Raw genomic sequence first — 18,393 nt, 5'->3', positions numbered from 1 at the left:
GGTGAGTAAGGCGTCAGGCCGACGCGGACACGGCCGAGGGATGCAGCGGGACGATCGCCCCACTGTGTGGGCAAGCGGGATCGAGATCGATGGGCACGCCGTCGTCGGGATAGAACTGGCGCGCCCACTCCCGCAGTGCGGTGAAACCGCGGAACTCCCTGCGGGACAGCGCCGGTGGATCGGAGTACCGCTGGTGTGACCAGATCTCGACGTCTGCGGCGAACTGCTCGATCACCAGATCCGCCATCGCCCGGCCGTAGTCGGTCATGTCGCCGGCGTCCTCCTCGCCGGGTTTGCGTCCGATCCACACGGTGAATCGGACGTCGCAGGTCGCATCGTCGACGGGGGTGACCGCGGGCATGGTGCGGTTGGAGATCATCCCCCACGACTTGGTGACCGAGCAGCCGAGGCCGGCGTTGATGGAATACACTCCGCTACCGGCGGTTTCGAGGGTCTTGCCCGCTTCGAAGGCGATGGTGAAATCGACGTAGGAGACCGGTCCGTCGAAGTCGTGCCGGGTGAACTCCGGCATGAACGGGGTGCCGTGCACGAAGGTGAAGTGCGCGAAGTCGACGCCGTTCTCGAGAACGTACTGCGGGTGTAGTTCCACTCCTCGCCAGCAGCGGATGGCGGCCGGCACCGGCCGGTAGTAGAGGCGGGCCGCCTCGGCGTCGTCGCCGAAACCGACGAACACGTCAGGGACATCGAAATGCGGTGCGCGGCCGTGCTTGTCGTGCCAGATCCACACCGACTCGTTGCGTTCGACCACCGGATAACTCCGGATGCGCCGGCCTTTGTTGGGTCGCTTCTCGTAGGGGATGCAGACGTTGCGGCCCTCGCTGTTCCACTGCCATCCGTGAAAGGGGCACTGCAAGTTCTCGCCGTGTACGGTACCGCCGTAGCCGAGGTGGGCGCCGAGATGTTCGCAGTAGGCGTCGAAGACCGACAACCGGCCGGAGGCCGATCGCCACGCCACCATGTCGCGGCCGAAGTAGGTCATCCGGTGGACCTGGCCGACCGCGATCTCGTTCGACCACGCCACCTGGAACCATCCGGTGGGCTCCATGGACAGGGGTGTCTTGGTCACTGGTGGTGTGTCCCTTCGATGACCGCGGCGGGGGCTGATGTCGCACGCTCTGGTCAGAAAGGTAGAACCCTCTGCGAAAAAACACAAGAGGGTTCTATGAAAAGGGGGTGCTGGGTACGATGCCCGGTATGGCAGAAGCCGAGGTGAGCGCCCGACGCCCCAACAAGCGGGGGCAGGCGACGCGCGACGCGATGCTCGACGCTGCGGTCACCTCGTTGGCCTCGGGGGATCCGGGTTCGGTGTCGGGCAATCGGATCGCCAAGGACATCGGGGCCACCTGGGGGGCGATCAAATATCAGTTCGGCGACATCGACGGCCTGTGGGCGGCGGTGCTGCGTCGCACCGCCGAACGCCGCGGCGACCTCCCGGTCCGCGACGTCCCGCCCGGCACCCCGATCGCCGATCGTGTGCACGCCGTCGTCGACCTCATGTACGAGGGGCTGACCGCGTCGGATTCCCGTGCGATCGAGACACTGCGAGCGGCGCTGCCGCGGGATGCGGCCGAACTCGTACGGCTCTACCCACAGACGGCAGCGGAGTTCGCGTCGTGGTCACCGTCGTGGAATGAGGCGTGCCAGCGACTTTTCGGTGATCTCGGTGTCGATCCCGCCCGGGTGCACGAGGTGGCCGAGTTCCTGCCGGGCGCGGTGCGCGGGCTGGTCTCGGAAAAGCAGCTCGGCAGTTACAGTGACCTCGACGTCGCCCGCAGAGGACTGGCCAACGCGATCGCGGCCTACCTGGACCCGTCTGCCACGAACGCGCCGGGCACGGACCGGCCCTGAGCGTCGCAGGTCATCGGCCGGTCACTCGGCGGCGGCGACCTGCGCGCGCACCTCGTCCATGTCGAGTCCCTCGACGGCGCTGATCAACTGCTCGAGTTGCGGGGCCATCAGGGCGCCGGCCTGGTTGAAGACCATGACGCCGTCGCGGAAGGCCATCAGCGTCGGGATCGAGCGAATGCCGAACCCGCCGGCCAGCTCCTGCTGCGCCTCGGTGTCGACCTTGCCGAACACGATGCTCGGGTGGGCTTCGGCCGCCTTCTCGAAGACGGGCGCGAACATGCGGCACGGGCCGCACCAGCCGGCCCAGAAGTCGAGGAGGACGATGCCCTCGGCGTCGACGGTCTCGGAGAAGTTCTCCATGGTGATCTCACGTGTACTCATGGGACGTTCAATGATGCGTGGTGCCGACATATTCCCTGATCCAATACCCTGTGGGGTATACGACATCAGTCATCGGGAAGACCGAGTGCGTGCCGTGTGGCCGTGACCTCGGCGACGACCCGGACGTCGTCCCACCCCAACTCCGCTCCGGCGAGGCGCGCCATCTCGGCGAGGTCGTCGTCGGTGGGCGGTGCCGCGGTGCCGATGCCGGTGCGGCGGATCAGCAGATCGGTCAACGACCGCGCCGATTCGTGCCTGGCGGAATGCACGAGGGCGGCCAGCGGGATGCCGTCATGGGTCACCGCGCGGGCCAACTCGGGCCGCTCGTCGGCGAGTCCGATCACCGCGGGCGCGTCGCTGCCGTAGATCTCCTCGACGATGGCGACGGACGTCGCGTCCAGGGCGGTGCTCGTCAACGCCGAACGCCGGGTGCCCTCGCATCCGACGAGGAGGCGGGTGGCGGTGGTGCTCGGCGAGACCGACAATCCCGCACCACGGGCCAAGGAATCGACCGCCTTCTGTGCGAAGGCGCGGGAATTGGTGTACTTCCCGCCGGTGGCGGAGACGATCCCGGCCATCCCCTGCTTGGCGTGATCGACGAGTTCGGATGCGCGACTGGCGTTGTAGGTGTCCTCGCCGGCCTGCTCGGTCAGCGGGCGCAGCCCACCGTAGGCGGTGATCACGTCGTCGATGTCGAGGTGTACCGGCACCATCGACGCCTCGTTGATGGCCGAGATGAATTTCACCACGGCCGCCCGGGTGAGCCGCCACTCGTCGACCGCGCCGTGGTACGGCGTCTCGGTGGGACCGACCAACGACAGTCCGCGCCACGGTGCGAAGCTGAAATGTCGGTGGCCGGACACCGTCAGCACCATCGTCGGCGACAACTCCCGGGTGACCAGGTAGATCCCCTCGGATCGCACCGTCGGTTCCGGTCCGGTGAGTTGTTCGGTGATCGGACTCGCGGCCAGCACGTCACGAGCCCACGGACCCGTCGCGTTGACCGTGACGCGCGCCCGGACCTCACCCACCCGACCCGAAAGGTGATCGCGCACATGGGCTCCGACGACACGCCCGGCGCCACCGATGATCGTCTCCACACCGACACCGTTGGCCAGGAGTGCGCCGTGAGCGGCGGCGCTGCGCAGGAAGGCCAGGGTGAGTCGTTCCGGGAACGCCATCATTGCGTCGTGGAAGAGGGCGCCGGAGTCCAGGCTGGGCAATCCCCGGGCCACCAGGGCGTCGTGGCTCAGAATGCGGTGTCGGGGAATGTGTTTGGTGGGGTCGGCGATGCGGTTGCGGTCCGCGGACAACAGGTCATAGGCGGTCAGCCCGGCGCGTTCGACGATCCCCGGATCCGGGAGCACCATTCCGATCGGGCTGACCAGGTTGGGGGCGATCGACATCAGCGTGCGCCGCTCGGCCAGCGATTCCCGCACCAGGCGCACGTCGAACTGCTTGAGATAGCGCAGCCCACCGTGGATCAGTTTCCCGGTGGCCGCCGACGTCGCGCCGCCGAAGTCGTCGCGTTCGACCACCGCCACCTCCAGACCGCGGCTCGCGGCCTCGTACGCCACGGCCGCTCCGGTGATCCCTCCGCCGATCACCAGCACGTCGACTGTGGTTGTGCCACCACCGAAATCGGTGCGGTGCAGGGTCGTGGTCGCCATCGTGTCAGTGCTCCTCGATGTCGGCGCGGATTCGCCGCAGGAGATCGTCGCGTTCGCTCTCGACGTCGAGCCAGCCGAGTCGCAGGACACGCACCGCGATCATCCACGGGTCGATATCGGCGGAACCGATCCCGGACAGTTTCTGGTACTCGGCGAGATAGAAGTGCAGCATCACCCGGCGAACGCTTTGGTAGACAACGCGTTGGATGGCGGAGATACCCGGGAAAAGTTCGGCCTCGGTGAACAGCAGTCGCGTCGCCGCGACATCGGTGGCGGGCACGCCCGCGGCGGTGGACTGCCAGTCGATGGTGGCCAGACCACCGTCGTGCTCGAAGACGTTGAGCGGGTGAAAATCCAGGTGCAGCACCGAATTCCCACCGGGTAGCGCCCTGATCCGGCGGCGCACCGCGGCCCGTTCCTGCTCGGTCAGCGCCGAGAGTGGTTCGGAATCCAGCAGATCGACGGCCACCTCCCGGGTGTCGGTGAACGCGGTGCTGCGGTGGGAATGAATCCGCATGTGCTCGCGGGCCAGCGACCGCGCGACGGCCGGGATTCGATACGGGCGCCGCTCGGCGACGGTGGTGAGCGGATCGCCGGCGACCCGGTCGAAGATGATGCCGACCCGCCCGTCGTCGAGGAGGAGCTTGCCGTGGCAGGCGATCGGCGTGATCCCGAGGGTGTGCACCTCGATCGAGTCGTGCACCTCCTTGTCGATGGCCGCGACCGCGGTGTCGGTTCGGGACTCGCGGAAGACCTTGAGTACCTTGGCTTCTCCCCAGGGATAGATGTCGCTGGTACGACCGGTGGCCATCGGACGGCCCAGTTGATGACTCATGGTGTGTCCTTCTGCCCGTAGCGGATGCGCAGGGCGTGCTCGATCACCGCGAGTTGCTGCTCGTCGTCCAGCGTGCGGGGGGTTCCGAGTGCGTGTGCGTGCCAATACAACTCACAGAGCCATTCCAGCAGTGCGGCGTTGTCGACGGCCTTGTCGAGATCGCTGCCCAGAGCGACGGCGCCGTGATTGGCCATCAGTGCGCCCAACCGGCCGTCGAGTGCGGAGTGCACCGCCGTGGCGAGTGCCTCGGTACCGAAGGTCTCGAACGGGGCCACACGCAGGGAGCCGCCGAGTCCGAGCTGCTGATAGTGGATGACCGGCAACTCATCGCACACCACCGCGACGGCGGTCGCGAATCGCGAATGGGTGTGCACGACCGCGTTGATCCCGGTGAACTGCGGCTGCCGGTAGACGCCGAGATGCAGCTCGATCTCCGAGGAGGGTCGGTGATTGCCGGCCACGATGTCGCCGGTGAGGTTCACCACGGTGATGTCGTCGACGCCTGCCTCGCCGAGGACGGTGCCGGATGCGGTGATGGCGACCAGATCGCCGTCACGGGCGCTGACGTTGCCGGCCGAGCCGATGAAAAGGCCGAGGTCACCGAGGTGCCGCGACGCTGCGGCCACGCGCGCGCACAGGGTGCGGGTGGTTTCGGATATCACTCGTCCACCCTCAGGGGTTGCGAAATCAAAGTCAAGTCTGATTTCACGTGGCGCGCACCTCGCTGGATAGGATCACCAAGATGTCTCAACCGTCCGATCACTCAGTGGGCGCCGACCTCGATTCGGTGCCGCTGCGTCGAGTCCCCACTCAGACGCGGTCGCGGGAAAAGGTCAGCCGCGCACTGGTCGCCGCTGACGTGATCGCACGCCGCGACGGCGTGGAAGCGCTCACCCTGACCCGTGTCGCCGAGGAGGCGGGACTGTCGGTCGGGGCGTTGCACCAGTACCTCCCGGATCGCGAGGCCATCGTCGCTGCGCTCGTCGCCCGCTACCACGAACGCATCGAGGCGCAGATGGACGCGATCATCGATCGTGTCGAGGTGGGCGCGGTCGACGATCCGGTGCGCGAGGTGATCGGCCGGATCGCGCAGATCTACACCGAGGAACGCAGTGTTCGCCTGGTCCGCGCGATGGGTGCGGTGGCCGCCGACGGCGGGCGCGCCCACAAGGCGCGGATGGTGGAGAAGCTGCGCGAACTGATGGTCCGTTGCGGGATGCCCGGGACCGACATGGCCGTCGTGCGGATCGTCTTCGCCGCCGCCGATGCGGTGATGCACGAGGCGTTCGCCGGCGACGAACCCGACGCCGCGCTGCTCGCCGAACTCGAGACGATGCTGCGTGCCTACCTCGATCAGCGGTGACGGGCCACCGACCTCAGCGTTGATGACCGGACTCCCCGACGATCTCGAGCGCCGACAACCCGACCATCAGCGCGCGTAGCCCCAACAGGAGACCCTCGAGATCCTCCCCGCCGGGATCGGCGATCCGATGGAGGGAGAATCCGTCGATCATCGCGAGCATGGCGTGGGCGGCGAGGGGATTGTGCACCCCACCGGCCCTCAGCGCCCGGCCGGCGACGTCGCGTGTCGCGTTGATGATGGCGACGACGCGTTCGCGCAGTTCGGGTTTGCGGGAGGCGTAGAGGTAGATCTCGAACTGGGCGATGGTGTGCGGATCGTCCTCGTTGCGGATGAAGTCGACGAAGCTGTCGATCAGTCGTCGCGTCGACGAGCCCTCGCCGACCGCTCCCTCGAGCGCGCCGAGCCGGGCGACCTCGCGATCCATCGCCTCCGACACCGCCTCACCCATCAACTCGTCGATGGATTCGAAGAAGTAGCTCGTCGACGAGGCGGGCAGGCCGGCGGCGGCGGCCACCGCGCGGTGTGTCACCGCGGCGAGTCCCTGCTCGGCCATGATCTCGATGGTCGCGTCGAGGAGTTTCTGCCGGCGTTGGCGGCTGCGTTCGCGGACGCCCCGCTCACTGGTCTGGTTGCCGCTCATCGGTGCGAAATCGTCGTTGCGATCACTCGGTGGGATCTCTCCGTGGGTGTGGGGTGGGTGAGGTGGGCTCTGAAGATCATTTCACCGGCACTTCGGCGGCCGGCCGCCAACGGGTGGAGTCGAGTCGTCGGACCGCCGGGATGACCGCGACGAGTCCGGCGGCGGGGATCAGGAAGGCCAGGCCGATTCCCGATCCGGACGCGACGGCACCGATCGTTACCGCCCCGAGGATCACGCCCACATAGTTGAACAGGTTGACTCGCGCGATCACCTCGTCGCGGCGGGCCGGCAGGATGCGCCCGGCCACCGCGAAGGTGACCGGGATCAGGATGCCGCCGGCGACACCCGCGATGGCCAGGCCGACGATGGCGCCGGCGAACGCGGGGACGGCGGCGATCACCGCGCATCCCGCGATGCCGATGGCCAGCGATACCCACGCCAGCCGGGTCACGCCGAAGCGAACCTCGAGGCGGTCGGTGACGAGTCGGGAACCCAGCGTGGTGACCTGATACATCGCGTAGCCCAGCGGCGCGAGGTTGGCCAGGTTGTCGAATGCGTTGGTGAGATAGACGGTGCTCCATGTCGCCACGGCGGAGTCGAGCATGAAGATCGCCATCAGAGTCAGTCCCACCAGCCAGATGGATCGGCGCGGCATCGGGATTCGCCGCGGCTCATCGCCTGCGGTGTTCTCGCTGTTCGCGGCGGGCGAGGCCGCGCCGTGATGGTCGGGGTGGAGTTCGGGTGCGGCTTGTTCGCGGGACGGGTCGAGCCCCATCACCCCGAACGCCGCCACCGCGATCTGCACGGCGGCGGCGGTCAACAGCGCCCCGACCGCACCCGCGGCCGTCGACAGGAACCCACTCATCGCGACGGCGCCCAGCGCGGCGGCAGCGGTGTACGCGGCGAAGAGCCTGCCCAGGTACGGGCTGCCGGTGCGGGCCTCGAGCATGGTGCCCTGGATGTTCTGGGCGGCGTCCATCGTCCCGAGTCCGATGCCGTAGATGACGGCCGACGCCATGAAGATCGCGAACGCCGGCGCGAACGCCATGGACGCGATGGCCGCCGCCTGAACCGTCAGGGCCGCGCACACCGCCACGCGGCTGCCCCACCGCACCGAGATCAGGTCCGCGGCGATCGAACCGACGCCCGCCATCACGCAGGTTCCCAGCAGGATCAGGGCGACGCCTTGGTCATTGATGTCCCAGGTGTTCTGGAACGACGGCAACGCGGTCATGACCGCGGCGTAGCCGAGGCCTTGTGCGGCGTATCCGCACGCGGCGGCCGCCTTGCGAACCCGCAGTGCGGGTTGCTGTCCGATGGCGTCGGACCCGGTGGGAGTGATCTGCATTCGAGGATCCTTCGTGGTCGTCGACTGATTGTCGCGCGTGTGTGCCGGCCTGTGCACCCGTGTCGGAATATGTGTGTTGCTGCGCGGTTCTGCGGGGTAAAACTCGGGGTACGAAATCTGGACTGATGTCCTGTTATCTTCATTAGGGGGCCTGGGATCGAACAGGGCAAGAGCGTCCGAACAGTGTTTACACTTCGGAAACCCGACGGCGCCGACGGTGACCTACCCTAATTCCTGAGCAACTGTCCAGACTTGATGGCACACTGTCTCCGACGATGCGGACCACCTCCGTGGCCGACGACGATGAAGGGATCTCCATGTCCACTCCACCGACCGTCCTGGTCACCGGAGCGAGCTCCGGAATCGGCAAGGGCTTCGCCACCCGATACGCCCGGCAGGGCCACGACGTCGTGCTGGTGGCGCGGCGAGCCGACCGACTCGACGCGCTGGCCGCCGAGTTGGAGAACGCGCACTCCGTCACCGCCACCGTGGTACCTGCAGATCTGACCGACCCCACGGCAGCGGAGACGCTCGGCGAGCACCTCGACCGCGAGGGCATCGCGGTCGGAATCCTGGTGAACTGCGCAGGTTTCGGTACCGCGGGCCCGTTCATCGAGGAAGACCCGGCCCGGCTGGCCGATGAGATCGCCGTCGACGTCGTCGCGCCGACACTGCTGACCCGCCGATTCTTGCCGTCGCTGGTGGCCGCGGGTACGCGGGGTGCGTTGATCATGGTGTCGAGCACCGCATCTCATCAGCCGGTGCCGAACATCGCGGTGTATGCCGCATGCAAGGCCTATGTCACCTCGCTCACCGCTGCGATCTGGAAAGAGCTGTCCGGCACCGGAGTACGCGTACTGGCTCTGTGCCCCGGGCCCACCGACACCGAATTCTTCGAGGCCGCCGGATCCGATCGGTTCAAGGTCGGACGGGTCGGCGCGATCGACGAGGTCCTCGACGCCGCGTTCGCGGCCCTCGACCGTGGCGGTGATCCCGTCGTGACCGTCGGACGGGGTAATCGCCTGCAGGCCCTCGCAGCCAAACTCGCCCCCCGTCGACTGACCTTGGCGGTCGGGGCCACCTCAACCACCCCCGCGGAATGACTTGGCCGGCAGAGAAAGCCGGCAGAGAAAGGCAGACATCTCATGTTGCTCGACTTCGACGATCGAGTACGCGCGTCGATCAACCTCGAGGCGGTGTTCGGCGCGCTGCCGACACTCGCCGACCTGGTGGTCGAGGCGCGGACGATTCTGGCGCAACTGGACTCCGACGTCACATTGACGCTTCGGGCACCGGGAGGACTCGGCGCACGGTATACTTTCGGCCCCAACGGTATTCGTTCCGGCGGTGGTGCATCCGGTCCCAGCCTGTTCTTCACCTCCGCCGGGCATCTGAACGCGGTGGTCGACGGGGCGTCGCAGCCGATCCCGGTGACCGGGCCTCGCGGTTTCCGCTTCCTCACCACGGTGTTCACACCCCTCACGGAGCTGCTGTCGGAGTACCTGCAGCCCGACGACAGCCGGTTGAGCGATCCGCACTTCCGGGAGACCAGCACCCTGCTGATGTTGGAGGTGGTGGCCGGCGCGTTGTCGGTCGTCGCGAATCACGATGAGAGCGGGCGATTCTCGGCCGCACACATGCCCGACGGCCGAATCGACATGCAGATCGGCGAGGATCGGACCTACCGATTCGCTGTCGCCAACTCGGTGATGCGGCGCACCACGATCACCTCGTCGGCGCCGACCGCGGTGCTGCGCTTCGCCGACCTCGACGTCGCCGGCAACGTCCTGAGCGGTCGCGAGAACTCGCTGTCGTGTGTCAGCGACGGCCGGATCTCGATGACCGGCCTCATTCCCCTCATCGACAATCTCAACCGCATCCTCGACCGGGTCGGGGCCTACCTCGGAGACCACGACCAATGACCGAGTCGACCATCACCGGCGGCGAAGAGCTCGCCGACCTCGAATCCTCTTCGGATACCTACAGTTACCGCAAGAGCAACGACGCCTTCGATCGTGCCGTCAAGGTGATTCCCGGCGGCATCTACGGTCACCTGTCGCCGACGGAGGGCATGCACATCCCGCGGTCGGCGTTCCCGAAGTTCTCCGAACGCGCCGAGGGCACCCGATTCTGGGACCTCGACGGAAACGAGTTCATCGACTACATGTGCGGATACGGCCCCAACGTACTGGGCTACGGAGACCCGGATGTGGCTGCGGCCGCCAATGCGCAAGCAGCCAAAGAGGATACGGTTTCGGTACCGTCGGTCAAGCTGGTGGAGTTCGCCGAGCTGATGGTCGACACCGTTGCCAGCGCCGACTGGGCCTTCTTCGCGAAGAACGGCGGCGACGTCACCACGCTCGCCGTCATGACGGCACGAGCCGCGACCGCACGACGACGCATCGTGTTCTTCTCCGGCTACTACCACGGCGTGCATCCGTGGACGCAGAAACTCGACTACCCCGGGGTGCTGGCGCAGGACGTCGGCGGCAACATCGAGGTGGGATGGAACGACATCGACGCTCTGCGTGCGGTATTCACCGAGAACCGTGGCGAGATCGCGGCGTTGATCGCGCAGCCGTACAAACACGGCAACTTCGCCGACAACGAACTGCCCAAGCCCGGCTATTGGGCCGAGGTCCGCAAGCTCTGCGACGAACACGGTGTCGTCCTCATCGTCGACGACGTCCGGGCCGGCTTCCGCCTCGATCTGGCCGGTAGTGACCACTTCTACGGATTCGAAGCCGACCTCATCTGCTTCTGCAAGGCAATCGCCAACGGATACAACGTCTCTGCACTGTGCGGTAAGGACAGTCTGCGCTCGGCGGTCAGCTCGATCACCTACACCGGCAGCTACTGGATGAGCGCCATCCCCTTCGCGGCCGGAATGGCCACCATCGAGAAACTGAAGGCCCTCGACGCACCGAAGCTCTTCCGCGAGTTGGGTACCGCCCTCACCGACGGCCTGGTCGACGTCGCCGCGTCGCACGGTCTGACACTCGTCGCCTCGGGGGAACCGGCACTGTTTTACCTGCGCATCGCCGACGACCCGTCACTCATGTTGCACCAGAGATGGATTGCCGAATGCGTCAAGCGAGGCGTCTTCCTGACCTCGCATCACAATCACTTCATCAACGCGTCTCTGACGCACGACGACATCACGCGAACCCTGGAGGTCGCCGACGCGGCGTTCACGGCGATCGTGTGACCTGATGGCGCCGGCCGCGGTCGGGGCGGCCGGCGCCATTCCCATCCGCGGGTTGCGTCGCCCATGGTGCGACCGGCGGGAGGGCTACTCCACCATCGGCATGGCGACCGATGTGTCCTTCAATGCGATTCCCGACGCACCCAGCTTGCGGGCTCCGTCGACGAGGGCCGCGACGATGCGCGCAGCCCCCGCGTAATCGAGCCCGTCGGGCGGGTGGATGTTGGAGATGCAATTGCGTTCGGAGTCACGGCGTCCCGGCTGTGGGCCGTAGGTCAGGTAGATGCCCAGACTATCGGCCACCGACAGTCCGGGTCGTTCGCCGATGATGACGATCATGACCTCCACGCCCAGCGCCTCGCCGATGTGGTCGCCCAGGGCGACGCGTGCCTGGGTGGCGATCACCGGCGGTGCGACAGTGCGTTCTGGCGACACCGCCTCGACAATCGCGGCCGCCAAGGCGACGCCATGGTCGTCGATCGCGGTCGCCGACAGCCCGTCGGCCAACACGATGCCGATATCCGCTCCCGAATTCCGGACAGCGACAAGGTCATCGGGCACCCGTCCCAGATCCGGACGACGCAGGTACTCCGCGCGGTCGGTTGCGCGACTGCTCACCGTGACCGGCTCGCCGAGGCCCAGGCCGCGCAGGCCGTCGAGGATGGTGTCGGTGGACATGGGGGTGTGCACGGCATCGCGGGCCGCTGCATGGTCGGATTGGAACCTCAACACGTCCGTGGTCGACAGGGCGGAACCACTGCGCTGCAAACCGATGCGGGCCTGGGTGAGGCGGCGCATCGGATCCCACGGATCGTCGCCGATCTCCCCGGACCGATCCGCGGGCACATTGCCGGTGCTCATGATGCCGCCAATCCGCGCAGGGGAGAGGATGCCGGGTCGAGCGGTAGGACGCGACCCTGATTGTCGGCCATGCCGATTCGCTGCATCCACGCCTCGAACTCGGGTGCGGCACGCAGTCCTATCACCTCACGCAGGTAGAGCACGTCGTGAAACGACAGGCTCTGATAGCCGAGCATGATGTCGTCGGCGCCGGGAACGGTGATGACGAAGGAGACCCCGGCCAGCCCGAGCAGGCTCAGTAGCGTGTCCATGTCGTTCTGGTCGGCTTCGGCGTGATTGGTGTAGCAGACGTCGACGCCCATCGGCAGTCCGAGGAGCTTGCCGCAGAAGTGGTCCTCGAGCCCCGCGCGGATGATCTGCTTGCCGTCGAACAGGTACTCGGGGCCGATGAATCCGACGACGGTGTTCACCAGCAACGGGTCGAGCGCACGAGCCACCGCGTAGGCACGGGTTTCCAGGGTCTGCTGATCCACCGGACGACCGCCCGTTCCCAGATGTGCGCCAGCCGACAAAGCCGATCCCTGTCCCGTTTCGAGGTACATGACGTTGTCGCCGACGGTGCCCCGTTTCAGTGATCGCCCGGCCTCGTTGGCCTCGGACAGGATCGCCAGGTCGACACCGAAACCCCGGTTGGCGCCCTCGGTTCCGGCGATCGACTGGAACACCAGGTCGACGGGTGCGCCGTCCTCGATGAGTCCGATGGTGGTGGTGACATGGGAGAGCACACACGACTGCATCGGGATCTCGAAGCGGGTGCGCACCTCGTCGAGCAACTCCAGCAGTGTGGAGGTGGCCTGCGGTGAGTCGGTCGCCGGGTTGATTCCGACCACGGCGTCACCGCTGCCGAGCAGGAGCCCATCGAGCATGCCCGCCGCGATACCGCGCGGATCGTCGGTGGGATGATTCGGTTGCAAACGCGTGGCCAGACGTCCCGGCAATCCGATCGTGGTGCGAAAGGCCGAGGTGACCTCGATCCGTTTGCCGACTGCGATCAGATCCTGATTGCGCATCAGCTTGCTCACCGCCGCAACCATTTCCGGGGTCAGGCCGGGGGACACCGCGCGCAGGCGTTGCGCGCCACCGGCCGCGGTGACCTGCTCGAGCAGCCAGTCCCGGAACCCACCGACGGTCAGATCCGACACCGCCGCGAACGCCGCACCGTCGTGGGTGTCGATGATCAGCCGGGTGATCTCGTCGGACTCGTACGGGACCACCATCTCCTCGAGGAAGGTGGTCAACGGAAGGTCGGCGAGCACCCAGGCGGCGGCGGCACGTTCGGCATCGGACTCGGCCGCGCAGCCGGCCAACTCGTCGCCGGAGCGGGCCGGTGTGGCCTTGGCCATCACCTCGACGAGGTCGGCGAACTGATGGGTGTGCCCGCGCACGGTGTGGCTGTAGGTCACGAGAGTCCCTCTTCGGCGTCGGCAATGGCCTCGAACTCTTCGTCGGCGCTGGCGAAGACGAGCCGCTTGCGGCTGTACAAGCCAAAGTAGCCCATGAACAGTGCGAACACGATCAGACAGCCGGTGGCGGCGGTGATGTCGACGAGGAAGGTGGCCACCACCGCGGCGACCCCGACGACGAGGGCGAACGACGTGGTCACGATGCCGCCGGGGGTGCGGTACGGCCGCGGCATGTCGGGTTCGCGGACACGCAGCACGATGTGGCTGATCATCATCAGCACATAGCTCAGCGCGGCACCGAAGACCGCCATGTTGAGCAGCATCGCACCCTCACCGGTCAGCGACAGGACGAAACCGATGACACCGGGAACGATCAGGGCAAGGGTGGGCGATTTGCGAGAGTTGGTCACCGACAACGACTTCGGCAGGTAGCCCGCCCGCGACAGGGCGAACAGCTGACGGGAGTAGGCATAGATGATGGAGAAGAAACTCGCGACGAGTCCGGCCAGGCCGATGTAGTTGACCACGGTGTGCGCGGCGCCGCCGCCCAGTGCCTCGACCAGCGGATTACCCGAATCCTGCATGGCGTCGGCGCCGCCGGCCCCGGAGACCAGGAACAGCACCAGCGCGCAGGTGAACATCAGGGCGCACATCGCGGCGATGATGCCGCGTGGCACGTTGCGGGCCGGGTCCTTGGCCTCCTCGGCGGCCAGCGGGACACCCTCGACGGCGAGGAAGAACCAGATTGCGAAGGGGATCGCCGACCAGATGCCGAGGTAACCGTGCGGCAGGAACGCGCTCGCGCCGGCGGCGTCGGTGGGGGCGATGTCGGTGAGGTTTCCCCAGGAGAAGTCGCCGATCGCGGCGACCGCGAAGATCAGCAGACCCAGCAACGCGATCGCAGTGATCACGAACATCACCTTCAGAGCCTCGCCGACACCGGCGAGGTGGATGCCGATGAACAGCACATACGCCGCCAGATACACCCACCACCCGTCGGTGATGCCGAACAGGTGCAGCGACTCGACGTAAGAACCGATGAACGTCGCGATCGCGGCCGGCGCGATGGCGTACTCGATGAGAACGGCGGTGCCGGTCGCCATACCGCCCCACGGCCCCAGCGCGCGGCGGGCGAAGGTGTACCCGCCACCCGCGGCGGGCAGGGCCGAACTCATCTCGGCCATACCGAGCACCATCGCCAGATACATCGCGGCGATGATGACGGCGGCGATCGCCAGGCCGCCGAAACCGCCCTCGCCGAGGCCGAAGTTCCATCCGGAGTAGTCGCCGCTGATGACGTAGCTGACGCCGAGCCCGGCGAGCAGCACCCATCCGGCGGTCCCGGTCTTGAGGCGACGTTTGTCCAGGTAATCGGTGGTGGCCGCGGCGGTGTCGCGGGCGGATTCGGTCATGCTCATTCCAGCGATCCTCTCGGTCGGTCGAGCGCGAGAGTGCCGTCGCCTCTCGCGTGGGGATGAACGACGACCGACGCTACGGACTGTGTGTCACATCACAGTGGCGTCGAGGTAAGGCCGGTTGAGAATGCCGGACCGAAAGATTCTCAGGCCGGTTAACACGGATGAAACACAAAAACGATGCGCGGACATCTGCGCTCGGTCACCGTGGAGACGATATGTCTTCCACGCCCCGGTCCACTCCACCGCATTCCCAGACGCCGAACCCCGAATCACCGCTCGTCTCCGACGAGTCCCCGGTCCGCGGATTGACGCGTCGGCAACTCCCATTCATACCCGTCTTCGCGCAGTCGGTCGCGGCCATCGCCCCGGCCGGTACATCGGCGGTCACGCCGTTGTTCGTCATCGTCGCCATCAGCGGCACCGGGGGAGTGGTGTCGTTTCTCGTCGCGATGGTGGTCATCGTCGCGGTCGCCTGCTGCATCCGACCGATGGCGCAGCGACTCGCCGTCGTCGGTGGCCTGTACTCCTACGTCGCACAGGGCTTCGGCCCACGGGTGGCGTTGCCGACGGCGTGGTCGGCGATCCTCGGCTACGGCTCGGTGAGTATGGCCGGGCTGATGGCCGTCGGTCTGTATCTCAACCACATCGCGGTGAGTATCGGGGCGTCGACGAGCGTGTCATTGATCGCGATGTGCCTCATCGTGATCGGCGCAGCCGTGGTGATGACCCTGCTCATGGTGCGTGGTGTCAAGGTGTCGGCCGCGGTCATTCTCGCCGTCGAGGTGGTTGCCGTGGTGATCATGGTTGCGCTGATGATCTGGCTCGGCGCCTCCCATCGTGACGCGTCGTGGTCGCAGGTGTTCACCCCGCACATCGACGTCGGGTCGATGGGGTTGAACATCGTTGTGGCCGTGAGTGCTTTCGTGGGATTCGAATCGGCGACGACGCTGTCGGCGGAGGCGCGCAGGCCGTTTCGGACGGTACCCCGCACGGTCCTGTGGACCCCGATTGCTGCAGGCGTCATCTACCTGTTGGCGGTGGTGTCCCAGTCGGTGGCGATGTTCGGTGCGCCACAACAGGTCCGCGACTCACCGACTCCGCTGGCCGCGTTGTTTCTGGCCGACGGAACCCGGGTCGCGTCGGTGGTCCTCGACATCGGCATCGCCACGTCGTTCTTCGCGTGCGCGCTGGCGTCGGTGAATGCGCTTGTGCGGGTACTGTTCACGCTGGGGCGTGAGCGGGTGGTGCCCGAAGCGTTCGGTCGGGCACATCCGCGGTTTCACACCCCGGCGCTGGCCACCATCGTGGCGATGGTCGTGATCGTCGCCGGGCCGTTGGTGTTCTTGTGGTGCGGCGGTGATCCGCAGACCGGCATCCGCGACTTCCTGACCCTCTCGGCGCTGGGATACCTCGGCAGCTACCTCACCGCCTGCCTCGCGGCGCCCGCACTGTTGCGCCGGATCGGCGAACCGAGCCGGGTCATCGCGGTGCTCGGGGCGGTGACCGCCCTGGTCATCGCGGTGCTGCTGATCACCGGGCTGACCACCGACGTCGAACACGGACGCATCCTGTGCGGGATCTACGTCGGATCGACGTTGCTGGCCATCGGTCTGGTAGCGCTGATCGCCGCGCGCGCGCCGCACCGGTTCAACGGTGTGGGTGTGTTCGACGCGACCAGTCGCGACGACGTCCTGACGCTGGCGACGCTGCGATGACGCGTCAAGGTGGCGCATGCCGTAGCGGTGCGGTGGGTGCGCGATGGCGTTAGGACGCTCGGACTCGGTATCGCGTGCATTGCAGATCATCGAGACGGTGGCCGATCTCGGGATCGGTACCACCGGCCAGGAGATCGCCGAACACCTGAGGTTGCCACCGGCCAGTACGTACCGGCTCCTCAACAACCTCGTCGCCGACGAATTCCTGGTCCGCACAGCAGATCTACGCGGCTTCGCGTTGGGCACCCGGCTGTCGTCGTTGGTGAGTGCGGTGATCCCGCCACCGGTTCCGGCGCGTGCCCGTCAGCTGATCGACGAGTTCCGCGGATCGGTGCGTTTCGCTGTTCACCTGCTCTACTTCCGGCCCACCGGGACGTCGGGGACGGCGCTGCGGGTCCTCGATCCCGACCCGGATCATCCGCTGACCGGCATCGGCGAGTTGATGCGGTATCCGCATGCGTCGGCGGCCGGGAAGCTGATGCTGGCGTCGATGTCGCAATGGCGGGAGGTCGTCGGCACCACGCTGACGGCGGTCACCCCGGCCACCATCGTCGACCTCGCACAGTTGAGTGAGGAGATCGTCGCGGTGCGACGGACCGACGTGGCGGTCGACGACGGCGAGCTCGTGCCCGATCACGCGCATGTTGCGGTTCCGATCCTCGATGTCGACGGTGAGGTGCGTGGTGCGGTGATGATCGGTGGCGTGTCGAGCCGGCTCGAGGCCATCCGGTCGCTGGCCGACGGTGCCGCCGGGCTCGCGAGTGCGCTCGGACCGCTGCTGTATTGAGATGACGACCGGTCGCGGACCGGCCGCGGCACCGGCCTGACAGAAGTGTCGGGCGCAGGCATGGTTGCATGGGTATGCAGGGTTCATCCGGGGCCGACCCAGGCCACCACCAGCAGGAGCGAGTCCATGGATTTCGACGAGGTCATCCGCACCACCTTCGCCGCGCGCACGTACACCGACGATCCGCTCCCCGACGAGACCCTCTGGCGCATCCTTGACACGGCACGCTTCGCTCCGAGCGGCGGAAACCGCCAGGGCGCCCACGTGATCGTCGTCCGCGACGACGCGACCAAGCGTGCGCTGGCCGATCTGAGCAAGCCGGGCGCCCGCCGCTACCTCGCGCAGAAGTCGATCGGCGAGAAGCCCTGGAACCCGGTGCATCCCACCGCGATCACCGACGACGATCTGCGCAATGTGGACGACTCCGTCGACGATTTCGTCGCCCCGCTCGTCCACGCGCCGGTGCTGCTCGTGGTGACAGTCGATCTCGGTGTGGTGGCCGCGATGGATCAGGACCTGGACCGGATCGGCGTCGTCAGCGGCGCATCGATCTATCCGCTGGTGTGGAACATTCTGACCACCGCCCGATCCGAGGGATTCGGCGGCACCATCACCTCGATGGCCGTCGCCGAAGAATCGGCCGTGCGTGAACTGCTCGGTGTTCCCGACCAGTTCGCCGTCGCCGCCGTGATCCCGCTGGGCAGACCCGTCAAGCAGCTCACCAGACTGCGGCGGGCAGCGGTCGAGGAGTTCGTGACGCGAGAACGATTCGACGGTCCGGCCTTCGTACCCTGACCCCGTCGAGTGGGCGCTCTTTCGCGTCGAGTGTGCGCGGTACTCAGTCGAGTGGGCGGACGTCTACATGCACGAGGCAGCCCACGGCGAGAATCCCCCCGTG

At 67.0% G+C, this 18,393-nt stretch carries 18 protein-coding genes; 8 read left to right on the top strand and 10 right to left on the bottom strand.

Features of this window, described 5'->3' with window-relative positions; genetic code table 11:
* Positions 1-13 precede the first annotated feature (13 nt).
* Positions 14-1,087 carry a Rieske 2Fe-2S domain-containing protein gene (locus ACWDPV_RS03925; protein WP_449741829.1) on the bottom strand — a complete coding sequence of 358 codons (1,074 nt, stop codon included), beginning with the start codon at positions 1,085-1,087 and terminating at the stop codon, positions 14-16.
* A gap of 128 nt (positions 1,088-1,215) precedes the next feature.
* Between ACWDPV_RS03925 and ACWDPV_RS03920 the strand changes: the two genes are divergently transcribed.
* Entirely contained in the window at positions 1,216-1,869 is a 654-nt protein-coding gene (locus ACWDPV_RS03920) for a TetR/AcrR family transcriptional regulator (RefSeq protein ID WP_449741828.1), read from the top strand.
* A 21-nt stretch (positions 1,870-1,890) separates the two neighbouring features.
* Here the strand turns inward: ACWDPV_RS03920 and trxA are convergent, their stop codons facing one another.
* The 4 genes from trxA to ACWDPV_RS03900 form a co-directional block, all read right to left on the bottom strand.
* Positions 1,891-2,250 carry a thioredoxin gene (gene trxA, locus ACWDPV_RS03915; protein ID WP_348806411.1) on the bottom strand — a complete coding sequence of 120 codons (360 nt, stop codon included), beginning with the start codon at positions 2,248-2,250 and terminating at the stop codon, positions 1,891-1,893.
* Between the two features lie 65 nt (positions 2,251-2,315).
* The gene (locus ACWDPV_RS03910; RefSeq protein WP_449741827.1) at positions 2,316-3,920 is read right to left on the bottom strand and encodes an FAD-dependent oxidoreductase; all 1,605 of its coding nucleotides are present in this window, start codon (positions 3,918-3,920) and stop codon (positions 2,316-2,318) included.
* Between the two features lie 4 nt (positions 3,921-3,924).
* A complete protein-coding gene (locus ACWDPV_RS03905; RefSeq protein WP_449741826.1) occupies positions 3,925-4,755 on the bottom strand; it encodes a phosphotransferase in 831 nt (276 codons plus the stop codon).
* Positions 4,752-5,381, bottom strand: coding sequence for a class II aldolase/adducin family protein (locus ACWDPV_RS03900; RefSeq protein ID WP_449741825.1), 630 nt, complete (start codon positions 5,379-5,381; stop codon positions 4,752-4,754). The genes ACWDPV_RS03905 and ACWDPV_RS03900 overlap by 4 nt, the downstream gene beginning before the upstream one ends.
* Positions 5,382-5,497: 116 nt before the next feature.
* Between ACWDPV_RS03900 and ACWDPV_RS03895 the strand changes: the two genes are divergently transcribed.
* Positions 5,498-6,118 (top strand): TetR/AcrR family transcriptional regulator, encoded by a 621-nt coding sequence (locus ACWDPV_RS03895; protein ID WP_449741824.1) that lies wholly within the window; start codon positions 5,498-5,500, stop codon positions 6,116-6,118.
* A gap of 13 nt (positions 6,119-6,131) precedes the next feature.
* Here ACWDPV_RS03895 and ACWDPV_RS03890 read toward each other — a convergent pair whose 3' ends face one another.
* A complete protein-coding gene (locus ACWDPV_RS03890) occupies positions 6,132-6,758 on the bottom strand; it encodes a TetR/AcrR family transcriptional regulator (protein ID WP_449741823.1) in 627 nt (208 codons plus the stop codon).
* 76 nt (positions 6,759-6,834) lie between these two features.
* Positions 6,835-8,106: an MFS transporter gene (locus ACWDPV_RS03885; RefSeq protein WP_449741822.1), complete on the bottom strand. Its 1,272-nt coding sequence runs from the start codon at positions 8,104-8,106 to the stop codon at positions 6,835-6,837.
* A gap of 275 nt (positions 8,107-8,381) precedes the next feature.
* On the opposite strand from ACWDPV_RS03885, the gene ACWDPV_RS03880 reads away from it, so the two are divergent.
* The 3 genes from ACWDPV_RS03880 to ACWDPV_RS03870 are packed head-to-tail and all read left to right on the top strand — an operon-like array spanning position 8,382 to position 11,314.
* Complete coding sequence (locus ACWDPV_RS03880) at positions 8,382-9,209, top strand: SDR family NAD(P)-dependent oxidoreductase (RefSeq protein WP_449741821.1); 828 nt, start codon at positions 8,382-8,384, stop codon at positions 9,207-9,209.
* A 42-nt stretch (positions 9,210-9,251) separates the two neighbouring features.
* A complete protein-coding gene (locus tag ACWDPV_RS03875; RefSeq protein WP_449741820.1) occupies positions 9,252-10,028 on the top strand; it encodes a hypothetical protein in 777 nt (258 codons plus the stop codon).
* Positions 10,025-11,314, top strand: a complete 1,290-nt coding sequence (locus ACWDPV_RS03870; protein ID WP_449741819.1) for an aminotransferase class III-fold pyridoxal phosphate-dependent enzyme — start codon at positions 10,025-10,027, stop codon at positions 11,312-11,314. The genes ACWDPV_RS03875 and ACWDPV_RS03870 overlap by 4 nt, the downstream gene beginning before the upstream one ends.
* Positions 11,315-11,398: 84 nt before the next feature.
* On the opposite strand, the gene eutC is transcribed toward ACWDPV_RS03870, so the two are convergent.
* Genes eutC through eat form a run of 3 tightly spaced genes read right to left on the bottom strand, consistent with a single transcriptional unit; the run spans position 11,399 to position 14,993 of the window.
* A complete protein-coding gene (eutC, locus tag ACWDPV_RS03865) occupies positions 11,399-12,172 on the bottom strand; it encodes an ethanolamine ammonia-lyase subunit EutC (protein WP_449741818.1) in 774 nt (257 codons plus the stop codon).
* Positions 12,169-13,575, bottom strand: coding sequence for an ethanolamine ammonia-lyase subunit EutB (locus tag ACWDPV_RS03860; RefSeq protein WP_449741817.1), 1,407 nt, complete (start codon positions 13,573-13,575; stop codon positions 12,169-12,171). The genes eutC and ACWDPV_RS03860 overlap by 4 nt, the downstream gene beginning before the upstream one ends.
* Positions 13,572-14,993: an ethanolamine permease gene (gene eat / locus ACWDPV_RS03855; RefSeq protein WP_449741816.1), complete on the bottom strand. Its 1,422-nt coding sequence runs from the start codon at positions 14,991-14,993 to the stop codon at positions 13,572-13,574. The genes ACWDPV_RS03860 and eat overlap by 4 nt, the downstream gene beginning before the upstream one ends.
* A 215-nt stretch (positions 14,994-15,208) precedes the next feature.
* Here eat and ACWDPV_RS03850 point away from each other — a divergent pair, with 215 nt between their 5' ends.
* The 3 genes from ACWDPV_RS03850 to ACWDPV_RS03840 all read left to right on the top strand — a co-directional run bounded on the left by ACWDPV_RS03850 (position 15,209) and on the right by ACWDPV_RS03840 (position 18,290).
* Positions 15,209-16,708 (top strand): APC family permease, encoded by a 1,500-nt coding sequence (locus ACWDPV_RS03850; protein WP_449741815.1) that lies wholly within the window; start codon positions 15,209-15,211, stop codon positions 16,706-16,708.
* 43 nt (positions 16,709-16,751) lie between these two features.
* Positions 16,752-17,495 carry an IclR family transcriptional regulator gene (locus ACWDPV_RS03845; RefSeq protein WP_449741814.1) on the top strand — a complete coding sequence of 248 codons (744 nt, stop codon included), beginning with the start codon at positions 16,752-16,754 and terminating at the stop codon, positions 17,493-17,495.
* A gap of 126 nt (positions 17,496-17,621) precedes the next feature.
* Positions 17,622-18,290: a nitroreductase family protein gene (locus ACWDPV_RS03840; protein ID WP_449741813.1), complete on the top strand. Its 669-nt coding sequence runs from the start codon at positions 17,622-17,624 to the stop codon at positions 18,288-18,290.
* Positions 18,291-18,393 lie beyond the last annotated feature (103 nt).

The organism is Gordonia sp. NPDC003504 (assembly GCF_053587995.1).
This window is presented reverse-complemented; position numbering and strand designations above follow the sequence as displayed.

What these genes read in the sequence shown, in the direction of transcription:
- ACWDPV_RS03920 (WP_449741828.1), top strand. Translation starts at nt 1,216, where the DNA reads ATGGCAGAAGCCGAGGTGAGCGCCCGACGCCCCAACAAGCGGGGGCAG.
- trxA (WP_348806411.1), bottom strand. Translation starts at nt 2,250, where the DNA reads ATGAGTACACGTGAGATCACCATGGAGAACTTCTCCGAGACCGTCGAC.
- ACWDPV_RS03910 (WP_449741827.1), bottom strand. Translation starts at nt 3,920, where the DNA reads ATGGCGACCACGACCCTGCACCGCACCGATTTCGGTGGTGGCACAACC.
- ACWDPV_RS03905 (WP_449741826.1), bottom strand. Translation starts at nt 4,755, where the DNA reads ATGAGTCATCAACTGGGCCGTCCGATGGCCACCGGTCGTACCAGCGAC.
- ACWDPV_RS03895 (WP_449741824.1), top strand. Translation starts at nt 5,498, where the DNA reads ATGTCTCAACCGTCCGATCACTCAGTGGGCGCCGACCTCGATTCGGTG.
- ACWDPV_RS03890 (WP_449741823.1), bottom strand. Translation starts at nt 6,758, where the DNA reads ATGAGCGGCAACCAGACCAGTGAGCGGGGCGTCCGCGAACGCAGCCGC.
- ACWDPV_RS03885 (WP_449741822.1), bottom strand. Translation starts at nt 8,106, where the DNA reads ATGCAGATCACTCCCACCGGGTCCGACGCCATCGGACAGCAACCCGCA.
- ACWDPV_RS03880 (WP_449741821.1), top strand. Translation starts at nt 8,382, where the DNA reads ATGCGGACCACCTCCGTGGCCGACGACGATGAAGGGATCTCCATGTCC.
- ACWDPV_RS03875 (WP_449741820.1), top strand. Translation starts at nt 9,252, where the DNA reads ATGTTGCTCGACTTCGACGATCGAGTACGCGCGTCGATCAACCTCGAG.
- ACWDPV_RS03870 (WP_449741819.1), top strand. Translation starts at nt 10,025, where the DNA reads ATGACCGAGTCGACCATCACCGGCGGCGAAGAGCTCGCCGACCTCGAA.
- eutC (WP_449741818.1), bottom strand. Translation starts at nt 12,172, where the DNA reads ATGAGCACCGGCAATGTGCCCGCGGATCGGTCCGGGGAGATCGGCGAC.
- eat (WP_449741816.1), bottom strand. Translation starts at nt 14,993, where the DNA reads ATGAGCATGACCGAATCCGCCCGCGACACCGCCGCGGCCACCACCGAT.
- ACWDPV_RS03850 (WP_449741815.1), top strand. Translation starts at nt 15,209, where the DNA reads ATGTCTTCCACGCCCCGGTCCACTCCACCGCATTCCCAGACGCCGAAC.
- ACWDPV_RS03845 (WP_449741814.1), top strand. Translation starts at nt 16,752, where the DNA reads ATGGCGTTAGGACGCTCGGACTCGGTATCGCGTGCATTGCAGATCATC.
- ACWDPV_RS03840 (WP_449741813.1), top strand. Translation starts at nt 17,622, where the DNA reads ATGGATTTCGACGAGGTCATCCGCACCACCTTCGCCGCGCGCACGTAC.